The organism is Flavobacterium plurextorum (genome assembly GCF_024638035.1).
In the GTDB taxonomy this organism is placed as follows: domain Bacteria; phylum Bacteroidota; class Bacteroidia; order Flavobacteriales; family Flavobacteriaceae; genus Flavobacterium; species Flavobacterium plurextorum.
Map to the genome: position 1 here is coordinate 2,023,563 of NZ_CP100442.1, position 21,420 is coordinate 2,044,982.

Below are 21,420 nucleotides of genomic sequence, written 5' to 3' on the forward strand. Positions count from 1 at the left end.
CACATAGAAACATAGTTTTTTGGCGCAATAAAGAATGTAAAAGAGAAATATATTTCTTGAACATAGTTTTAACTCTGTGTACTTAAAATAAGTGAAACGCCTTTTTGAGAATACAAAATCTACGTTTCTATGTGTTAATATTAATTTCACTCAACGGATTGTTTTAATAAAATTTCAACAAAATATATGGAACCTATACAACTTATTTCAGATCATTTCATTGAAGAAAAATGTAATTTTAAAGAGCTTATAGAAAGACTTCGTGCTGGATTTTCGACTTCGGCGATCCAAGTTCCTATGCGTCATCATCATGATTATCCTAATCCTGCAGAAGAGAAAGATTCGACATTACTGCTAATGCCGGCGTTTCAAGCGGGTAAAGATTTAGGAGTAAAAATAGTTACCGTAAGTCCTAATAATGGTAAATATGATTTGCCTTCAATACAAGGAACTTATATTTATCTCGATGGACATAAAGGAAATATAAAAGCAATTCTTGATGCGAAGTCATTAACAGGAAAACGAACTGCAGCAACATCTGCACTGGCAAGCAGTTATCTTTCTCGAAAAGAGTCTTCGTCTATGCTGATGATTGGAACGGGAGCTTTAGCTATAAATTTAATTCAAGCTCATGCGAGTGTAAGACCAATAAAAAAGGTTTTTGTTTGGGGAAGAACCATAGAAAAAGCGCAATTGGTCTGCGATGCACTTAAAAATTCTTCGTTCAGCTGCAAGCCGGTTTCAACTGTAGAAGAAGTTATTTCTCAAGTTGATATTATTTCGGCAGCAACGTTATCACCTGTTCCGCTTGTTTTTGGAAAATGGCTGAAAGCAGGACAGCATTTAGATCTTGTTGGTGCATATAAAAAAGACATGCGTGAGGCAGATGATGAAGCTGTTTTAAAATCAAGTTTATTTCTGGACACTTATCAAGGCGGACTTAAGGAAAGCGGTGATATTTTGATTCCGCTGACAAGTGGAATTATCACAAAAGAAACGATCAAAGCAGATTTGTTTGAACTGTGCAGTAATACCAAAACAGGCAGAACATCTGAGACTGAAATCACCTATTTTAAATCCGTTGGACACGCTTTAGAAGATCTTGTTGCGGCTGGATATTTTTATGAAGAGTATAATTTAAAAACACAACAAAATGTCTAAAACCTACCATAATATTTGTAATAATATTGATTATAAAGCTGAGGCAGATGTACTGCAGATAAAAACAATTGATATGCATACAGGTGGTGAACCTTTGCGCGTAATTGTTTCTGGTTTTCCAAAACTGAAAGGAAATACGGTTTTAGAATACCGAAGAGATATAAAAGAAAATTACGATTATTTAAGAACGGCATTGATGTTTGAGCCTCGCGGTCATGCTGATATGTACGGTTGTATTTTGCTTCCGCCAAATGATGATGATGCCGATTTTGGTATTCTTTTTATGCATAATGAAGGTTACAGCAGTATGTGCGGTCATGCGGTTATTGCGATAAGCACTTTGGCAGCAAAAATGAATTGGATTGCAATAAAAGAAGGTGAGAATGAATTGAAAATTGATGCTCCATGCGGTAGAATCTTTTCGTTTGTAACCATTTTAAACGGCGAAGTAACAGGAGTAAGATTTCATTGTGTGCCTAGTTTTGTTGTAGGTTTAGATCGTGTTGCAAATGTTCAAGGCGTGAGCGATGTTGTTTATGATTTGGCTTATGGCGGTGCTTTTTATGCTTACGTTGATTTGAGAAAAAATACACATTTGAATTTTGGTTTAACCGAAGAAAATTACCGTGCCATTATTCAGAGCGGCGTTGATATAAAACATGCTGTGATGGATCAGGATAAAGAAATTCAGCATCCGTTTGAGGAGGATTTGAGTTTTTTATACGGCACCATTTTTATTGATGAACCGCTTGATATTGCTAATCACAGCCGAAACGTTTGTGTTTTTGCTGATGGAGAAGTCGATCGCTCTCCAACTGGTTCCGGTGTTTCTGGAAGAATTGCGATTGAAAAAGCTAGAAATGCCATAAATTTGAATGAATTTATTACAATAGAAAGCATAACAGGAAGTACTTTTACAGGATCTCTTGTTAGAGAAGAAAAATTTGGTCCTTTTAAAGCTGTAATTCCGCAAGTAGAAGGAACTGCTTTTGTAACTGGAGTAAACACGTTTTTAATAGATCCAAAAGATCCTATGAAAAATGGCTTTATACTTAGATAATTATAAAGGTTAGTGTAATTGCTGAAAATTATTTAACACATAGTCCCGATAGCTATCGAGATAGGTTTGTTTTATTGGATAAAAGATTAAAATAAATGACACATCATTTACACATAGAACCTCTATGTGCATTCATGCAAAGTGAAATGCCTTTTCACGCAACAAAAAGCTATGCTTCTATGTGTTGAAAATAATTACACGTGAACAAGTTTAGATAATTAATCAATTTTTAAAAAATATATAAAATGACAATTGGTATAGGAGGCTCAACTGCTGCTGCTGAGTTAGAGAAAATCGAAAATATGACATTGGATGTAAAGCCAATTCAGCCAGAAGAATATTTGGCGCGTTTAAAAAAAGCAGTTGCGATTATGAAAGACAGCAACGTAAAAGTGCTGTACGTTAATGCAGGAACAAACCTTTATTATTTTACAGGAACGAAATGGAATCCATCAGAAAGGATGGTGGGCGCTTTGTTATATGATGATGGAACGCTGGATTATATTGTTCCAAAATTTGAAGAAGGTACATTTAAAAAATACATGCAATTAAACGGAAAAATTAAATGTTGGGAAGAGCACGAATCTCCTTATGCTTTGATGGGAGAATTATTGAAAGGTAAAAACATTGTAAACGGAGATGTTGCAATAGACGAATCAGCTCCTTATTTTTTGGTTGATGGTGTTGTAAAAGCAAATCAGTCGTATAGCATTATCAATGCACTTGCAATAACATCAGCTTGTCGTATGCAAAAATCGGCTAATGAAATTGCAATTATTCAAAGAGCAAAAGATATTACAATGGTTGTACAGCGTGCGGCGGCAAAAATATTACGACCTGGAATTACGGTTGCTGAGGTTACTAAATTTATAAATGATGCCCATATAAAAGCAGGTGCTGTTTCTGGTTCGTATTTTTGCATTGTTTTATTTGCTGATGATACGCAATATCCACACGGTGTTTCTGTACCTCAGGATTTAAAAGAAAACGAAGCAGTTATTATTGATACGGGTTGTAAACTCGAAGGATATCTTTCGGATATTACAAGATCATATTCATACGGAACTCCATCTGAAGAATATAAAACAATTTGGAATCTAGAAAAAGCAACGCAGCATGCCGCTTTTGAAGCTGCTCAAATAGGAGCTTCTTGCGGATCTGTTGATGATGCAGCCAGAAAAACATTGGCAGAAGCAGGCTTAAGTCCAGATTACAATTTGCCGGGATTACCACATAGAGTAGGGCACGGAACTGGTTTAGATATTCATGAATATCCATATTTAGTAAGAGGCAGTAAAATCGAACTTCTTGAAGGAATGGTGGTTAGTAACGAACCTATGATTTGTATTCCTGGAAAATTTGGTATTCGTCATGAAGATCATTTTTATATGACAGAAAACGGACCAAAATGGTTTACAACGCCAATGGAAAGTGTTGAAAATCCATTTGGGTATTAATTACTAAACAAGAAACAGAAATCCCGTTTATTAATGTAAATCAACTTGCATAAATAGGCGGGATTTTTATTTATATGTCTCGATATAAAATTTAATAAGGCAGTTTATCGGCTGGAATTCCTATGAAATCAGGATCAGGTGTGATTTCAAATTGTACTGCTTTAATATGAGTTTGATTTTGCTGTAAAGCTTTCATTACACGATGCATGCCATCCATTAAACGTCCGTCGGCACATAAAATAATGGGATATTGCAAATCTACAGCGTCTATAAGTTTAATGTGTTCTAGAATCGCCGCACAAGTTGGCTGTTGATCTGAATCTTGAAACCAATAAGGTTCGTTAACCTCTTTTATTTCGCTGAGTAAAATATTCTTTATTGGAAAGTTTTTTGATAATTCTACCAATCGATGCACATCCCAGGCTTTTAGACCATCTTGGCTTGGACGCAGATTATATTGCTTTCTCATAGTTCTCGTTTGTTAGAAATACAAAGTTATGCAAAATGAAAAACCGCTGAAAGAATTCTCTCAGCGGTTTTGTTTTTTAGAATTGTATTTTAATTTTGGTTAACCCGCTGTGTGTAATTACTTTCAATACATAGAAACATAGCTTTTGTAGTGTGAAAAGGCGTTTCACTTTTTTTAAATACATCCCGTTCCGAAGTTTCGGGATCGGGACTAGCTATGTGAAAGAAATGTGTTTCTTTTTCATCTCCTTTTTTTATGTATCAAATCTATGTTTCTATGTGTTAGATTATTTTTTTGCAATTACACCCAATGGGTTATAATTACTTAACGATTAGTTTTTTTCTCTGAGTGAAATTACCATCAGTAAGTACTACATGATAAATACCAGTTGGTAGATTCTTTAAGGTATAGCTTGATGTATTGCGAACAGCATCAATTACGGCACCAACATTATTGTAAATCGTAATTACAGCAGTTGCGATATTTACATTTTCAAAATTGAAATTTACAACATCAGTTGCTGGGTTTGGAAACATTGAGAATGATTTTTTACCTGTTAAAATGTCATTTCCTTCAGCTCCAGAAAGCGGCAGATTGATGTCAAGATAATTACTCCAAGCACTCGTTCCAGATGCATTTGCTGCTCTTACTCTAAATCTGTAAGCTGTTTCAGTTCCTTGTTTCGGAATCCATAAATAATATGTAGTTGATGTTCCTGTAGTTGTCCATCCTGTTGCAGCTTTGTACAATTGCACTTCATAGCTCGAAGCGTTAGCAACTTCAGTCCAAGAAGCATAAAATCCTGATGAATAAACGCCTGAATTTCCAATATTTGTCGGAGTGTCTAAAGTAACTGGATTAGGATTTGAAGCTCCAAAAGTTACCGTGTAATCTTCAACTTCACCATCGCCAATATTCCCGCAGGCAGTTGCTGGGTTTCCGTTGTATTTCATTACAATACGCATTCTTGTTGTTCCAGTTCCATCTGCAACGGTAAAATTGCCAGTTACAGTGCCCGTTGACGAAAGTCCGTTGATTACTTTTTCAGAAGGCTCAAAAGTGTTGTTCTTGTTGTAATCGATCCAAATTCCCCAAGATTCTGAATAATTAGAACCTGAAAAACCTGGAGTTAAGCTTACTGCAGCGCTAGTATTAGGCGTTAATGTTATGTTTTTAGAAGTATAATTTCCGTAACCTGAAGCGTCTGCACCAGATGTGGTTGTAAAGCTTCCAATTGTAACATCTTTAATATATTCATACGAATTGCTTCCTTGCGCCGTACAATAAGCAGATGCAGCTTCGATAACAGCAGTTGCCACATTCGAATAATCTGAAGAAACAGCATTTGCACTGGCTTTAACTCTGTAAGTATAAGTATTTCCAGCAGTTAATCCAGTATTAGTGTACGTAACCACATTTGCGCCTAAAGTTGCAATACTGCTGTAAACACCATCTGCAGAAGCTCTTTCTACTGTATATCCCGTTTCGTTAATGGCATTATCTGCCCACGTTAAAACAGCTTGAAGACTGGTTGAATTTGCTGCTGCAACTAAATTTGTTGGAGCTGCAACGGTTATTCCGCCGGTTGCTCCAGCAATAATGGCTTGATTTGGCTGTGTATTATAAGCAAACTCTGAAATTGTATAACCGTCTCCATTTGCGGTTACTTTTACCTTAAACCATCCGTAGCAAGTTCTGCCTCTTCTGCTGTATTCAAAACCTACATAAGCCGTTTGATTGTCCCAAGCAGTGTAAGTTGTCGTGCGTAAATCTAATTGATTTGGATATGCTCCCGGAGCCGTAAAGTTGCTTGTTGCACCGATAGATGCTCCTGCAGCGATTTTAGTAATGTTTCGTGTTCCAGTTTCGGTTACCAATCGTTTACCATACGTTTCAATTTTTAAAGCGTTAGCGGCATATTGCCACGCTCCATACTCCGTATTGTCGCCAATTCCTAAATCAAAATATTGCCATACCGATGCTGGTGAAGCGACGTAATCGGGATTGTTTACATAATAGATTCCGTAAGGAGATTCGAATTTTAGATTGATGGTTTTTGCCGCATTGTCAAGCGTTGCTATTCCGCCAGTAATTGCAGCATCTTTAAACGTTACAATTACTGCAGCATCATTGGCTGGTAAATGTGAACTTGCTTTTCCTGTAAAAGTAAGGGCTGCTTTTGAGTTGCTTTGTAAGGTTAAAACTGCTGTTAAACCTGCTGGAACGCCAGTAATAGTGTAGTCTGTATTTGCAGTAAAAGTACCAGAGCTTTTTGTAAAAGTTCCATTATTTGTAGACAATGAAATTACAGCATTTGTGGTAACACCTCCATCATTAGCATCTGCTTCATATAAAGTATCAGTCGAAAGAACTACGGCAGTTTTTGGAGTCATTCCAGTATAAATTGCGGCTCCTGGTTGTGTATTGTAAGCGTATTCAGTAATGCTGAAACCGTCTCCGTTTGCGTCAACCGTAACTTTAAACCAGCCATAACAAGTTAAACCATCAATAAGATAGTCGAAACCAACATATCCAGTTTTTCCGTCCCAATTAGTATATGTTGCGGTGCGCAAATCTAACTGATTTGGATAAGCTCCCGGAGCTGTGAAATTACTTACAGCACTTACAGAAGAATTAGCAGGAAGCAGTGTAATGTTTCTCGTTCCAGCTTCGCAGACTAATTTTTTTGCATAAGTTTCAATTTTTAAAGCATTAGCGGTATATCTCCAAGAACCAAAAGCAGGATCATCGCCTTTGTTTATTTTAAATGCTTTCCAAGTTTGAGCAGCAGATGCGGTCGCGTCTGGCATGTCGACAAAGTAAATTCCATAAGGGTCTACAAACTTAAAGTCGTAGTTTAAGCTTGTACATGTTAGATCTGCAGTTCCGCCTGTGAAAGCGGCAGGTAAAAATGTAATCGCCCCTTTTGTATTATTGGCTGTTTGATGATTTGCAGCGTTTCCAGTTAAAGTTACCGTTAATTGTGAGTTTGAATTAACAGTGATTACAGGTGTAATTCCCGCTGGAAAAGTATGAGAAAAATGTGTTCCAGAAGTCATTGTTCCTGACGAAAGCGCAAATGTTTTTCCGGAAAGTGTTACGATTGATGCGGTATCAAAAGCACCATTATTAGAAACAGCTTCTTTAAACGAATTTGTGTTTACGGTTAATAAGCCTCCAGTAGCGTTTACTCCAGTAGCAATAAGGTTGTCTGCCTGCCAAAGTGATTTTCTTGCGGGATGTTCTAAGGCAGCAACCATTCGGTCGATTTGTCCTTGAGTGTACATTTTGTAACAGCCTTGAGCACCATTGTACCCCATATAATTTTCATTATTTACTCTGTCTCCGTTACAGTTTGTCCCTTGAGTACAGGCCAAAGTGTGTTTTCCATCTTCAAGAGGTGTATCGTCTACCTCATCAGTACCTGTACAGCCTCCTTCAAAAGTGTGAATCAGGTTCAAAAAATGTCCAAATTCATGAGTAAGAGTTGCCGAAAATTCTGTGCTATAGGAGTTGTCATATAAATAAGCTCCGTTAAAAACAACCCTTGCGGTATTGCTCGCAGTCATTCCAGAATCAGGATACCAAGCAACGCCCGAATTGTTTAAAGCGCCATCTGCGTATAAATCGTTTTGAATGTAAACGTTCATGTATTTTGTATTGTCCCAAGCATCGGCTGCGATTTGATCGTCGTAACCGCCGCCGTTACCAAAACCATTTTTCGCAGGATGAAATACAACTCCCGAAGTACAGCCGCCGTTTGGGTCGATTTTGGCAAGTTTAAATTCGATTTTTAAAGTACCTCTTCTGGCTTGAAAAAAAGGATCAACCGTTTGATAGTCGGCATTACGACCGTTAAAATCATCATTAAGATGTTGTAAATGATTTACGATTTTTTGATAAGTAACTGTTTTTCCGCTCTGAACATCACCGTAAATGTGAAATACAACAGGAATGACATAAGAGGTTTCGGCCATTTTACCTGTTTTTGATTTTCTTGTGGTACTGAAGTTTTTACTAAAAGCATCAAAGTCTTGTTTTTCTTTTAATGCATGAGGATTTGATTTGTAGATTTTTTCATTCTCTTCGCTCGTCCGACAGGGAAGACCTTGAGCGCTCATTTTAAGCATTATAAGTAATGACGCGAATAAAAATAGTTTTGTTTTCATAAATGTAGGTATTTGTTTAGTTGAACCAAAGATATTTTTATATGAAATGACATACTTGTACTATTTTATTCGGTTATGATATGAAATTATCTTAAAATTAACTTTAAAATTATGTTATGTGTTTTTATTCAGTTAATTAAGTGTGTCATTGTTTTATTGTGGATTTGTTTTGAATTTTGTGCAGAAAGCTTAATTCCAGAGTTTAAACCAAAGAAAAAGCAGGCGTTTTTAAGGCGCCTGCTTCTATTTAATGAGATGTTAAATTGCTTACTAATTCAAATTAAAATTTATCCCAAAATAATTTTGTTGTCATTTTATCTCCGCCAATTGCTGTTGCGGCAGTATTATAGTTTGCTGTATTTAAAGTAGAGTCAAATAAAGAATAAATGTTTCTTACTGGAACTTTTCCTCCTGCTTCAGAAACTGCTGTTATTGGAGCAGCTAAAATAGGGAAGTCTAATCTTCTGTATTCTGTCCAAGCTTCAAATCCGCGGTTGTAGTATGCGATCCAAAGCTGATATGCGATTTTTTGTTTATCAGTTCCAAAAGCTGTCGCGTAAGCAACATCAGGTCTAGCTAGATAAGTGTCCGCATCTGCAGTTGAAACTCCCCAGTAATTCATGCTGGAACGAATTCCTTTCTCATAATATTCCGCAGCTGTTGCGCCTACACTAAAACCTCTGCTGGCTGCATCTGCAAGTAAAAAACAAGTTTCAGTATAGTCAAAGATTACTCCCGGATTTGTTCTTTCTTTTATTCTTACACCTACATTCGAGTAGTTTTTATAACTTACTTGTTGTGCGTAAGGTGCGCCTTTGTAGGCTCCTGCAATTTTTGAAGCTGGATTAAAAAAGATATCTCTTCTTGGATCCGATTTTCCGTTTAATTCATTTACAAAAAATTCTGCCGGCATGATTTGGCTTTCGTTTACCAAGCTGTTGTACAATGGATTCTGATCAATTACGGTTTTGTAATATTGAAATAAAGCATTTTCAGCATTATTTGCAATTACTCCTGAGCTGTATGCAGATTCTACCATTGCTTTAGCTTTGGCAGCATCAACATCGGCTAAGTGCATTCCTAATTTTAATTTAACACTATTCGCTAATTTTTTCCATTGTGCTGCTTTTCCATTGTAAATAAGGTCAGCAGTTCCAAAACTGTCATAACTGCCGTTTAGATCTGCAATTGCTGCATCTAAACGTACTGCTAAATCTAAATAAACTGTTTTTGCATCGTCGTATTTTGGATTTGGATATTTTTCTATATCTAAAGCTTCAGAATATACAATGTTTCCAAAAAGATCAACCAGTGTTTGGTATGCCATTATAATTTGAACTTCCAAAATGGCAATTCTATTTTTCTTGACAGCGGTTTCAACAGGACCTAAAGCCTGCTCATCTGTTATTTTCTTTTTTGCAATTATTAAATCCTGCAAGACATCTCTATAAAGTACTACAGAATGTGAGTTTCCTAAGTTTCTTTTGGCTTGATTGTAATTTACTTCGTCTGTATAAGTCGATGTAGTCCAATGCTGTGCATATGCTCTAAAATTATTATCATTCACAGAAGCATTAGTCAAGAAATAAGAATAATTTACTTGAGAACTTGTCATTAAACTTCCCGGTAAGGCTGAGGTATAAGCTTTTGTGTTCTCGTTTAATCTGTCGATGTCTTCGCAAGAAACAGCAGAACTTAGCAATATTCCTGCAAGGAGTATGGTTGTTATTTTTTTCATTTTGTTTGTTTTTAGAATTGAACTTTGATGTTAAAGTTGTACTCTTTTGTTGTTGGTAACACTCCAGTTTGAAAACCTTGTATATTTCCAGATGACGTTCCAGCTTCTGGATCAGCATATGGAAGGTTTTTACTGATAATCCATAAATTACTTCCGTTTACAGCAAAAACCAAACTGTTGATAAAGGTGTGTGTCAGGTATTTTGAAGGGAATTTATAACTCAAACCTACTTCGCGTAATTTTACATACGAAGCGTCATAAACATAAGCTTCCTGCGGCATAGCGTTGTAAGTGTTGTAATCAGCAGGAACAACTGTTGTATTTGGTGTGCCATCTGCTTTTACACCAGGTAGAATAATTCCACCTCCGTCAGCAATTGAATTTCTTACAGGGTTTCCTAAGTGGTTGTTTCCAACTGTGCTTTGGTAAATACCTGTAGTGTGGCCGTATTGTTGATCTAGAGACCATACATTTCCGCCTTGTTTCATGTCTATTAAAAAGTTGAATGCAAAATCTTTGTAACGAAAAACGTTGTTGATACCGCCTGTCCAGTCAGGATTTACATCACCAATAGTTGCTCCGGCGACCACTTCATATTGACCGTTTGCTTTTACAACTCTTCCTCCGTCTAAATATTTAAAACCTCTTCCAATAAATTGACCAATTGGTTTTCCAACCTCAGCAATGTATCCAACACCTTGAAATGAACCTATCGAAAGTCTCTCGGCGCCATTTAGATCAATAACTTTGTTTTTGTTAGTTGCCCAGTTGATTCTAGCTTCCCATGAGAAGTCTTTAGTTTGAAACGGAATAACATTCAACGAAAGTTCATAACCTTTGTTCTCAACATTTCCGCCATTAATCCACTGTCTGCTGTAACCCGTTTGTACAGGAACTTCGATAGATAAAATTTGGTTTGTAGTATTGGTTTTGTAGTATGAAAAATCTAAACCAATTCTGTTTTTTAAGAATTTAAGCTCAATACCAGCCTCAACACCTTTTGTAAGTTCACTTTTTAAGTTCGAATTACTTTTGTTGTTTTCATTTGAAAAACGGATTCCGTCAGGACCAAAATTGCTGTTTTTTGCAAATGTTGATTGAATAACAGCAAACTCAGCGTCATTACCTGTTTCTGCATAGTTTAAACGAAGTTTTCCAAAAGACAACCAGTCTGCATTAAGATGTTTGCTGAAAATATAAGTTCCAGTAATAGATGGATAAGTATAAGTATTGTTTTTCTTAGGAAGTGTAGAAGATTGGTCTACCCTGTATGAACCTTCAACAAAATAAGTTTCATTAAAGTTGAATGTTGCATTGGCATAAACACTATTTGTACCTATCGTTTCGTAAAACTCGTCAGGATAGTTAATAGGAGAAAGTGTGTTGCTTAACATATATTTACCAGGAACAACTAAACCTCCATTAGTTCTAGCATAAGTATGATTGTTAACAGAGCGTCTTGTATTACCTCCTAATAATCCATAAAACTTAATTGTTTCAGTAATATCAGTTTTAAAGTTTAAGATTAAATCTAAATTGATTTCGCGGAACGTTTTGTCGTATCTAGAATATTGTCCTAACATGTTGGATGTTCTTTTAGAACCAACAGCAATACGTTCTTCTTGTAACTGAGAGTAGTAATCAACAGATCCTTTTCCTACAATGTTTAACCAGCTTGATACATCTGTGCTTAAAGCAAAGTTACCAAAGAAACGATCTCTGTTTAAAGAGTTGTAATTGTTGTAACGTTGAAAGTATGGATTGTCGTGAAATTGAACACTTAAATCAGTTGGTCCGCCAACACTCCAAGTTGTGTTTCTTTTGGTTAAATTGTAAGCATCTTCTAAATCCTGAAAATCAGCACTCATGTTGTACCATTGTCTTACACTGCTCAAGTAATTATTTCCACCATCTCCGTAACCCGTTTCGTTCATTCCTTTTGCGTATGCTTTTAAGTAATTTGCGGAAGCAGAAATTTTTGTTCTTGAACTAAGTTTGTAAGTCGACGAAAAATTAAAATTGTCTTTTTTGTTGCTGCTGTTTGGAAGAATTCCCTGAGTTTGGTTATAGTTTGTATATCCAAATCTAAAATCACCATTTTCATTTGATGCCGAAACAGCGATGTTGTTCGTATACGTAAGACTCTTTTGGTAAAAGCTGTTTGGATTCTTTTTTACAGGTGCCCAAGGTTTTGCAATACCGTATGTAGGCAATTCTGGGTAAAAAGAGTTCCAGTTGTAAACTAATAAATTTGGATCGTATTTTGGTCCCCATGATGCATCATCAGTTGCTGCATAAGGGTGTGTACCGCTTCCTAAATCTACAGTTCCATAAAAATCACCATATCCGCTGCCGTATTGATTTTGGTATTCTGGTAATGTTTTTTTATCTACAGATCCAACATTTACACCACTTGTAAAAGTAATTCCTAGTCCGCCTTTAGATTTGCTTCCCTTTTTCAATGTAACAAGGATAACACCATTTGCAGCTCTAGAACCGTACAAAGCAGAAGCTGCAGCACCTTTTAAAACGTTCATAGACTCGATATCATCAGGGTTAATATCTGATGCCGCATTTCCATAATCGTATCCACCCGTATTTCCACCACCTTGTTGGTCGATTGTATTTGTATTATCATTATTTAAAGGAATTCCGTCTACAACCCATAAAGCTTGGTTGTTTCCAGTAAGAGAAGACGATCCGCGAATAATAACATTTGTTGATCCGCCAATGTTGTTGTTTCTTCTAATGTCAACACCAGCCACTTTTCCAGAAATAGAGTTGGCTACGTTTCCGCTGTTAACTCTTGTCAAATCTTCTCCTTTGACTTCTTGTGTAGCGTAACCAAGAGATTTTTTCTCTCTTTTAACACCTAAAGCGGTTACTACAATTTCTTGAAGTGCTGTTGAGCCTCCAGACATTTTAAGATTTATCTTATTTGTAGATGCTGGTACTTCCTGAGATTTCAGTCCTATATAGCTAAATGTTAAAACTTGGTTTGGAGATGCGCTGATAGAAAAAGCGCCATCAAAGTCTGTTTGTGTTCCTGTTTTGGTTCCTTTGATAGATACACTTACGCCTGGTAAAGGCAGTCCTGCATCATCGGTAACAACTCCTGTCACTATTCTTTCCTGCGCAAAGATTAGCTGCGTTGCAAATACAAAAAAGAGTATCGCAATCTTTCTAAAATAAAGGTTAATTCTCATATTATGATTTTATGATTAGTAGGTGCAAATATTTTGCATTTATGGTTTTTTTTATGCCAATATATTATCATAAAATCAGATTATATTATCGTGTTTTGCGTATTGTTTATTTTGTTGTTTTGCAGTTGTAGGTATTTATTTGCTTAAAGATGTTGTTGTTTTAAATGTTTTAAAACTTGAAGACATTTGGTTAAGATCATCTAGATATTAAAAAAGTATAAAAACTTCATTTTCAGAATAAAAAAAAACAGTTACAAAATTGCTCTTGTAACTGTTTTTTTATGATGATAAATTTAAAGTCCCAACGGGACAATGTGATTAAATTTTAAGCATAATATTGTCATTTCGACGAAGGAGAAATCTTCGTAAGAAACGCTACAAAGATTGGCTTTTCGTTGCGGAGTTACTCGCGGTGATGACAAAACTTTGCGATTTTGTTCCTTAACTTAATGATATTGTCCTCTGGGACTTAAAAAGAAGCTATTTGTGCTGCATCAATTTTTCGATATCGGCTATTTCGATTGGCAGCGCTTCAGAAAGGTTTATATTTCCATCTTCCGTAAGCAGGTAATCATTTTCTAATCGGCAGCCAATTCCTTCTTCTCTAATATAAATTCCGGGTTCGCAAGTAAACACCATTCCTTTTTCTAAAGTGCGCGAATATAATCCAACATCATGAACATCAAGACCTAAATGATGAGCTGTTCCGTGCATGAAGTATTTTTTGTAAGCTGGATAATCAGGATTTTGATTGGCAATATCTTCAGGAGTAATTAGCTTTAATTTAATTAATTCCTGTTCTATTAAAGCTGCCATTTGTTTTTCGTAATCGCTGTGACGAATGCCTGGTTTTAGCAGTTTTGAACCTTCTTTTAAACAATGCAGAACAGATGAATATACTTCTCGCTGACGCGGTGAAAAAACACCATTTACCGGAACACATCTTGTTGTATCTGAATTGTAGTTGGCGTAACAAACACCAAAATCGACTAAGATCATATCATTTTCTTTGCAAACGGCATCATTAGTATTGTAATGCAGAGCGCAGGCATTTTTTCCAGAAGCGATAATAGGTCGGAAAGCATGACGAGAAGCGCCATTTTTAATCACTTCATAAATTAGTTCAGCTTCTAGTTCAAACTCTTTAATGTTTGGTTTAACGGCTTTTAAAAGACGTTCAAAACCTTTCACGCTGATGGCTGAAGCTTTTTCTATAAGAGCAACTTCTTCCGTAGATTTTATTGGGCGTAATTCACGTGTAATTTTTGCTGCTCTGTCGTATTGATGTAATGGATATTTTTCTTTGCACCATTGAATCATTCGATCTTGACGAGTCGTCATTTCGGCAGTTACTCTTTTGATGTGTTCATTATGCCCTAAATAAAAAGCATCGGCTTCAAAAGCAAAAAGCTGTAAAGTTTTTTCAAATTCATGAATCCATTTTACGTTTTTTATACCCGAAATTGCTGAGGCTTCTTCTTTGGTCAAAAAATCACCATCCCAAAGTTTGGTGTGCTCGTTTACTTCTTTTATAAATAATATAGTTCGATTTTCTTCTTTGTATGCATCTGGAGAAAGAACCAAAATAGTTTCGTCCTGATCAATTCCCGACAGATAAAATAAATCATTGTTTTGAGCAAATCCCATTAGGTCATCTGCATTATTTGGCATTGCATCATTAGAAACTAAAACTGCAATGCTGTTTGGATTCATTTTTTCCGAAAAACGTTTTCTGTTTTCGATGAATAAAGAAGCTGATATCGATTCGTATCTCATAAATTTATAGTTGAAACATTTCTGTATTGACAGATGTGGTTTTCTCCGAAATAATCTCAGAAACTAGCTTTCCTGTTGCTGGTGCTAAACTTAATCCCATCATCGCGTGTCCTGTTGCCAAAGTTAAGTTTTTTATTTTTTTGTCTCGCGTAATTATTGGCATTCCAGACGGCGTACAAGGCCTAAAACCAAACCATGTTTCTTTTTCTTTTGGCATTTCGACTTTTAAATCAGGATAAAAGTCATTAATGCTGTTTACAATTCCCTGCACTCGGTTTTTATTTATTTGAGTATCATTTGTGTGGGTTATTTCCATAGTTCCGCCAAAACGAATAACATTATTCATAGGCGTAACAGCGACTTTTCCTTCGCATAAAATGGCAGGAATTGATGGTTTCTGTTTGGTATCGTGTAAAGTAAAACTATATCCTTTTCCGGGTAAAATTGAAATAGAACGATGCAGTTTTTTTGCAATTCCGGGACTCCATGATCCTGTTGCCAAAACAACCTCATCTGTTTTAAAAGGTCCGATATCAGTGATTATTTCTGTAACCGAATTGTTTTTTATAATGAAATCTTCGACTAAAGTTCTATTGTGAATTTTTACATTTAATTTGTCTAATTCACCTTTTAAAAACTGCATGAATTTTTGAGGATAAAGATGCGCATCACTTTTATAATGCACTCCGCCAATTACATCTGTACGGGTTCCTGTTTCAAGTTTTGTAACTTCGTTTTTAGACAAAAAATCGACTTCTAATCCATAAGAAGCGGCTAGTTCTCCTTCGTGGATTATTTCTTCGGCTGTTTTTTCAGTTTTATAAAGCATCAAAAGACCTTTTTTCTCGTAAAAAAAGGAATTGTTTTCTTTAATAAAATCCTCATATAATTCTTTACTGAACAATGATAAATTGCAAAGTGCAGGCATCGCTTTTTCGACATGCTGTTTATTGGCATGTTTGTAAAATTGAAGTCCCCATTTTGCTAAATCACTGCTCAATCTTGGTTTTACATAAAACGGACTTTGGCTGTCAAACATCCATTTTATTCCCTGTGCTATCATTCCAGGCTGAGCCAAAGGAATAATGTGAGAAGGAACAATCATTCCCGCATTGCCATAAGAACAGCCGTCGGTCATGTCTGATTTGTCAAAAACAACTACTTCATAACCTTCTTTAGCGAGATAGTATGCAGAACATAGTCCTATTATTCCTCCGCCAATAATACTTACTTTTTTCATTAAAACTATGAATTTAAAAAAGCATTGGTAAGCGTGTTTTCTCGCTGAAACCAATGATTTGTCTTGATATTAAATTAAATTGATCTGCTGACTGCAATTTTCTTCAACATATAGGAACATAGGCTTTTTGTATAATACAAGAATATAAAAGAAAAATGCATTTCTCTCACAAAGCCTGCTTTGTGTATTTAAAATAATTGAAACGCCTTTTTTTTCGGGATTAAGCATCTATGTTTCTATGTGTTAAATAATTGCATTAATAGGCAGAAAAAATTAGATTACTTGAAATCCAAATGCGTAAGGATCATCGTCTTCATCAATAATTATATTGTTGTAACCATATACTTTTGCCCATCCTTGAATGCTTGGTACAATGGCTTTAATATCTCCAATAGAAGTTTCTTCTTCAACTCTTCCTATAAATTTGCTGCCAATAAAACTTTCGTGAATAAAATCTTCGCCTTTTTTTAGTTTCCCTTTTGCGTGAAGTTGTGCCAGTCTAGCTGAAGTTCCTGTTCCGCAAGGCGAACGATCAATTGCTTTGTCGCCATAAAAAACCGCATTTCGTCCAGACGATGATGAGTCTAATGGATCTCCCGTCCAAAGCATATGGCTGACATCTCTAATAGTGCTGTTTTCAGGGTGAATGAACTTATCAGGATATTTGGCATTGATGCGTTTACGAACTTCCTGACTGTACTGTACAATTTTTCCTGCCGTAAAATCTTGTATTCCCGAAAAATTAGTCTGCGGATCTACAATAGCATAATAATTTCCGCCGTAAGCAACATCAAACGTTATTTCGCCAAGTTCAGGACAATCAATAGTAAGTCCTTCGGCAGCGAGATATGATTTTACATTGGTTAAACGTACCCAATCTACTTTTTTTCCTGTTTGCTGATATTCAATTTGAACCAAACCGGCAGGTGCTTCCATTTTTATTTTACCGGGGATTTTTGGAGTAACCAATCCTTCTTCAACAGCAATAGTTATTGTGCCAATAGTTCCGTGACCGCACATTGGTAAGCAACCGGAAGTTTCGATAAATAAAATACCAAAATCGTTCTCAGGATTACTTGGCGGATAAAGTATACTGCCGCTCATCATATCATGACCTCGGGGTTCAAACATCAGTCCTTTGCGAATCCAGTCATACTCTTTTAAAAAGTGCTGGCGTTTTTCGCTCATATTGTCACCAATTAAATTTGGACCGCCGCCGGCAACCACTCTCACTGGATTACCGCAGGTGTGTGCATCGACACAAAAAAAAGTTTTTCTTGGCATAAAATTAAATAGGTTTGTTTGTTATTACATCATTAACAGTTCTATTGATATTTAATGGGTTTTTATTCTGAAGTGCTTCCGGAAGTAATTCGTCCGGCCAATTTTGATAGCTAAAAGGACGAACCCATCGTTTTACAGCATGAATTCCCACAGCGGTAAATCTTGAGTCTGACGATGCAGGATAAGGACCTCCATGCAGCATCGAAGCACAGACTTCAACACCAGTTGGAACTCCGTTAAAAATTAACCTTCCAACTCTGTTTTGTAAAGCACTTACAACAGTGTCATAATTTGAAATTTCGGCAGATTCGGCAAGTATAGTTCCAGTCAGCTGTCCGTCTAATTTATTAATAATTGCAGTAAGTTCCTCTAGATTTTCGCATTGAACAATAATTGAAAACGGACCAAAAACTTCATGGCTTAATACGTTATTTTCTAAGAATGTTTTACCATCTACACTAAGTATAGTCTGCTGTGCATAATTAGGTGCCGTTTCTTCCTTGTATTCGGCAACAGTTGTAACTCCGTTTTGCGATCTGATTTTTTCTCTGCCGTTATTAAAGTCAGCTTTAATTGACGGATGCAGCATACAAGAAGGTGCTATTTTCTCAATTTCTTCTGATAATTCTTTTGAAAATTGATCTAATTCTTTTCCTTTTATTCCTAAAAGCAACCCTGGATTGGTACAAAATTGCCCCGTTCCCAGTGTGATTGAACCAGCATAAACAGCGGCCCATTTTTTACTGTTTTTTTCTAATGCTTCAGGTAAAATTACAACAGGATTAATGCTTCCCATTTCGGCAAAAACAGGTATTGGTTCTGGGCGTTGTGAAGCCAGATCAAATAAAGCGCGTCCTCCATTTATGCTTCCTGTAAATCCAACAGCTTTTACAAGCGGATGTTTTACTAAACTTGTACCAAGTGTTGTACCGCTGCCAATTAAATTAGAAAAAACACCTTCGGGCATTTGGTGTTTTTTTGCCGCTTTGATTACTGCCGATGCAACCATTTCACCTGTTGCAATGTGCATAGAATGGCTTTTTACAATTACAGGACATCCTGCTGCTAAAGCTGATGCTGTATCGCCTCCTGCAGTAGAAAAGGCAAATGGGAAATTACTAGATCCAAAAACGACAACAGGACCTAAGGGAACCAGCATTTTGCGTAAATCTTCTTTTGGAAGCGGTGCTCGATCCGGAATTGCAGTATCGATCGTAGCTTCGAGCCAGCTTCCTTCTAAAAGCATATTAGCAAAAGAACGCAATTGAAAAATAGTACGGCCTCTTTCTGATTCTGCTCTGCCTTTTAAAAAACCTGATTCGGTGCAGTATATTTCTAATAAAGCGTCACCCAATTCCAGAATTTCGTCTGCAATTGAATTTAAAAAAGCCGCTTTTTTTGCCGCTGGATAATTTTTATAAATTTTAAAAGCATCATCAGCCAAAGCAGCTGCTTGTTCAATTTCTTCAGAAGATGCTTCTGTAAATGTCCAGGGATTTTCTATATTCCACTGCGGGTTTATGGTTTTATATGTTTTGGTTCCGCCTGCCAAAAGCTGGCTTCCCACATAATTTTTTCCTGTAATCATTTTTTTATATGTTAAGATTAAAGTTAAATCCGGATTTGTTAAAAATTACAGTGTTTTGTGTGCTGGTTATTGATATAATAACCAGCTCAAAAACAAACAAACTAAATCAACCAAATTAAACTTTTTGAAAAAAAGTTAATTTTCTTTTTAATACAAGTTTACAACACTATAGACTTGTAATCAGGAAGCGTTGGTCTTGTGCGAAGGCTTTCGTTAATAATAGCCAATACTCTTTCTCTTTCAGCTCCATGAAGCGGTAATCTTGGTGCACGAACATACTCTGTTCCTAAACCTGTGGCAACTTCAGCCAGTTTTATATTTTGTACTAAAAGCGGATTAATATCTAATTCCAAAAGAGGTAAAAACCATCTGTAAATAGCTAAAGCTTCTTCGGCTCTTCCAGCTTTTGCCAGTTTGAAAATCGCTACAGTTTCTGCCGGGAAAGCATCTACTAAACCAGAAACCCATCCGTCAGAACCCATAAAAATACTTTCTAATGCCAGCGTGTCAACACCAGATAAGATTTTTAATCTTCCGTTAAAACGGTTTATAATTCTCGTTACATTCGAGATATCTCTTGTAGATTCTTTTACGGCTTGAATGTTGTCGAATTTTAAAATTTCTTCAAACATGTCTAATGTTACTTCTATTTTATAATCTATAGGATTGTTATAAATCATGATAGGAAGTGAAGTGCTTTTTGCAATTTCAGAGAAATAAGTAACTGTTTCGTGACTTGCGGCATTGTAACGCATAGGAGGAAGTAACATTAATCCTTTTGTTCCATTTTTTTCTGCTTCATTAGCAGCAAGAATTGCGGCCCGAGTTGTTTGCTCGGCTATATTCATAATTACCGGAACTTGTCCGTTAACGATATTGATTGTCTCTTGAATTAATTCTTTCTTTTCATCTTGTAATAATGTGCTTGCCTCGCCAAGTGTACCTCCTAAAATTATTCCAGAAACACCAGCTTCGAGTTGAGCTTTAACATTTACTTCAAACATATTGAAGTCTAATTTGTCATCGGCAGTAAATTTTGTGGTTACTGCTGGCATAACGCCTTTCCATTGAATACTCATAATTACGATTTTAATTTTTTCAAAAATATTTATAAGTAGTAAATATGTGCTTAGGGAAGTTATCACAAAAAGATACTATATTATCCGGTTTAGTATTAATTTTTAAAATTATTACTTAATATGCGTGCATTTTTTTATATTTATCACATGTAATTAAATTGATTATGAAAGTATTTCCATTTAAAATTCCAAAAACTAAAGAAGATTCGCTAATTTATCAGGAGGATGTTGAGTTTGTTTTCTATGATAAATTACACCAGCACGAAGAAATACAAATCAGCTATATTGAGAATGGTGAAGGAACCATTTTTGTAGGTGATACTATTTCACCTTATCAAAAAGGCGATGTGGTAGTTATAGGCAGTAATCTGCCTCACGTATTTAGAAGTGATGCCAACACCGAAGAATTATCTGTGATGTTAACCTTGTTTTTTACTGCAAATTCTTTTGGGAAAGACTTCTTTTCATTGCCTGCTTTAAAAGAAATTCAGCCATTTTGGGAAAGCTGTAAAAATGGCTTTGTGGTTAATAATCCGTCTAATAAGGTTATTAAATCTTTTAAAAAGATAAAATCGGTTAATGAATTTGATCGGTTTATGCTTTTTTTAGAAATAACAAAAAAGCTTTCACAGGATAAAAAAACACCACTTTCAAGTTATATATATGATAAAAAAATAACGGATAACGAAGGGAAAAGAATGCAGACGGTTTTTGAATATGTTATGACTAATTTTCAAAAGAATATTACGCTCGACGAAATTGCGGCTTTATCGAATATGACCAAAAATGCTTTTTGTAAATATTTTAAAGTGCGAACGAATAAAACTTTTTTTCAGTTTTTGATTGAAATCAGAATTGAGAGGGCAGGGAAGCTGCTGTCGAAATCGCAAGAACTTTCGGTTTTGGAAGTTTCAGAATTGTGTGGCTTTAATAATATTTCGAACTTCAATAGAAAGTTTAAAGAGATTAAAGGAATGTCTCCTTTAGTTTATAGAAAATCCCAAAGATTGAAATGGAAACAAAAGGCATAAACGTTGGCTGTAATTTTCAAAAAAAATGTTTAAACACATAGAAACATAGGTTTTATAGCTGGAAAAGAATACATAAAGAAATACATTTCTTTCGCATAGCCAGTCCCGATCCCGAAACTTCGGGACGGGATGTATTTAAAACAAGTGAAACGCCTTTTTTTA

General features: G+C 35.8%; 13 protein-coding genes. 4 read left to right on the forward strand and 9 right to left on the reverse strand.

Features of this window, described 5'->3' with window-relative positions:
• Positions 1-186 precede the first annotated feature (186 nt).
• The 3 genes from lhpI to NLG42_RS09070 all read left to right on the forward strand — a co-directional run bounded on the left by lhpI (position 187) and on the right by NLG42_RS09070 (position 3,678).
• Positions 187-1,161 (forward strand): bifunctional Delta(1)-pyrroline-2-carboxylate/Delta(1)-piperideine-2-carboxylate reductase, encoded by a 975-nt coding sequence (lhpI, locus tag NLG42_RS09060; RefSeq protein ID WP_257683531.1) that lies wholly within the window; start codon positions 187-189, stop codon positions 1,159-1,161.
• Positions 1,154-2,221 (forward strand): proline racemase family protein, encoded by a 1,068-nt coding sequence (locus tag NLG42_RS09065; RefSeq protein ID WP_257683532.1) that lies wholly within the window; start codon positions 1,154-1,156, stop codon positions 2,219-2,221. Before lhpI ends, NLG42_RS09065 begins: the two co-directional genes overlap by 8 nt.
• Before the next feature lie 245 nt (positions 2,222-2,466).
• Positions 2,467-3,678 (forward strand): M24 family metallopeptidase, encoded by a 1,212-nt coding sequence (locus NLG42_RS09070; protein WP_257683533.1) that lies wholly within the window; start codon positions 2,467-2,469, stop codon positions 3,676-3,678.
• Positions 3,679-3,769: 91 nt separating this feature from the next.
• Here the strand turns inward: NLG42_RS09070 and NLG42_RS09075 are convergent, their stop codons facing one another.
• The 9 genes from NLG42_RS09075 to NLG42_RS09115 all read right to left on the reverse strand — a co-directional run bounded on the left by NLG42_RS09075 (position 3,770) and on the right by NLG42_RS09115 (position 20,227).
• Complete coding sequence (locus NLG42_RS09075; protein WP_257683534.1) at positions 3,770-4,147, reverse strand: hypothetical protein; 378 nt, start codon at positions 4,145-4,147, stop codon at positions 3,770-3,772.
• 320 nt (positions 4,148-4,467) lie between these two features.
• On the reverse strand, positions 4,468-8,316 hold the full coding sequence (locus NLG42_RS09080; protein WP_257683535.1) for a M43 family zinc metalloprotease: 3,849 nt from the start codon (positions 8,314-8,316) through the stop codon (positions 4,468-4,470).
• Positions 8,317-8,596: 280 nt separating this feature from the next.
• On the reverse strand, positions 8,597-10,054 hold the full coding sequence (locus NLG42_RS09085; protein ID WP_257683536.1) for a SusD/RagB family nutrient-binding outer membrane lipoprotein: 1,458 nt from the start codon (positions 10,052-10,054) through the stop codon (positions 8,597-8,599).
• Positions 10,055-10,065: 11 nt separating this feature from the next.
• Entirely contained in the window at positions 10,066-13,260 is a 3,195-nt protein-coding gene (locus NLG42_RS09090) for a SusC/RagA family TonB-linked outer membrane protein (protein WP_257683537.1), read from the reverse strand.
• Positions 13,261-13,740: 480 nt separating this feature from the next.
• Entirely contained in the window at positions 13,741-15,036 is a 1,296-nt protein-coding gene (locus NLG42_RS09095) for an aminopeptidase P family protein (protein ID WP_257683538.1), read from the reverse strand.
• A 4-nt stretch (positions 15,037-15,040) separates the two neighbouring features.
• Positions 15,041-16,276, reverse strand: coding sequence for an NAD(P)/FAD-dependent oxidoreductase (locus NLG42_RS09100; protein ID WP_089058302.1), 1,236 nt, complete (start codon positions 16,274-16,276; stop codon positions 15,041-15,043).
• Positions 16,277-16,549: 273 nt separating this feature from the next.
• Entirely contained in the window at positions 16,550-17,560 is a 1,011-nt protein-coding gene (locus NLG42_RS09105; RefSeq protein ID WP_257683539.1) for a 4-hydroxyproline epimerase, read from the reverse strand.
• A gap of 4 nt (positions 17,561-17,564) precedes the next feature.
• The gene (locus tag NLG42_RS09110) at positions 17,565-19,148 is read right to left on the reverse strand and encodes an aldehyde dehydrogenase (NADP(+)) (RefSeq protein WP_257683540.1); all 1,584 of its coding nucleotides are present in this window, start codon (positions 19,146-19,148) and stop codon (positions 17,565-17,567) included.
• A 158-nt stretch (positions 19,149-19,306) separates the two neighbouring features.
• Positions 19,307-20,227 carry a dihydrodipicolinate synthase family protein gene (locus NLG42_RS09115; protein ID WP_257683541.1) on the reverse strand — a complete coding sequence of 307 codons (921 nt, stop codon included), beginning with the start codon at positions 20,225-20,227 and terminating at the stop codon, positions 19,307-19,309.
• Positions 20,228-20,391: 164 nt separating this feature from the next.
• Between NLG42_RS09115 and NLG42_RS09120 the strand changes: the two genes are divergently transcribed.
• Complete coding sequence (locus NLG42_RS09120; protein WP_089058306.1) at positions 20,392-21,258, forward strand: AraC family transcriptional regulator; 867 nt, start codon at positions 20,392-20,394, stop codon at positions 21,256-21,258.
• Positions 21,259-21,420: the final 162 nt, after the last annotated feature.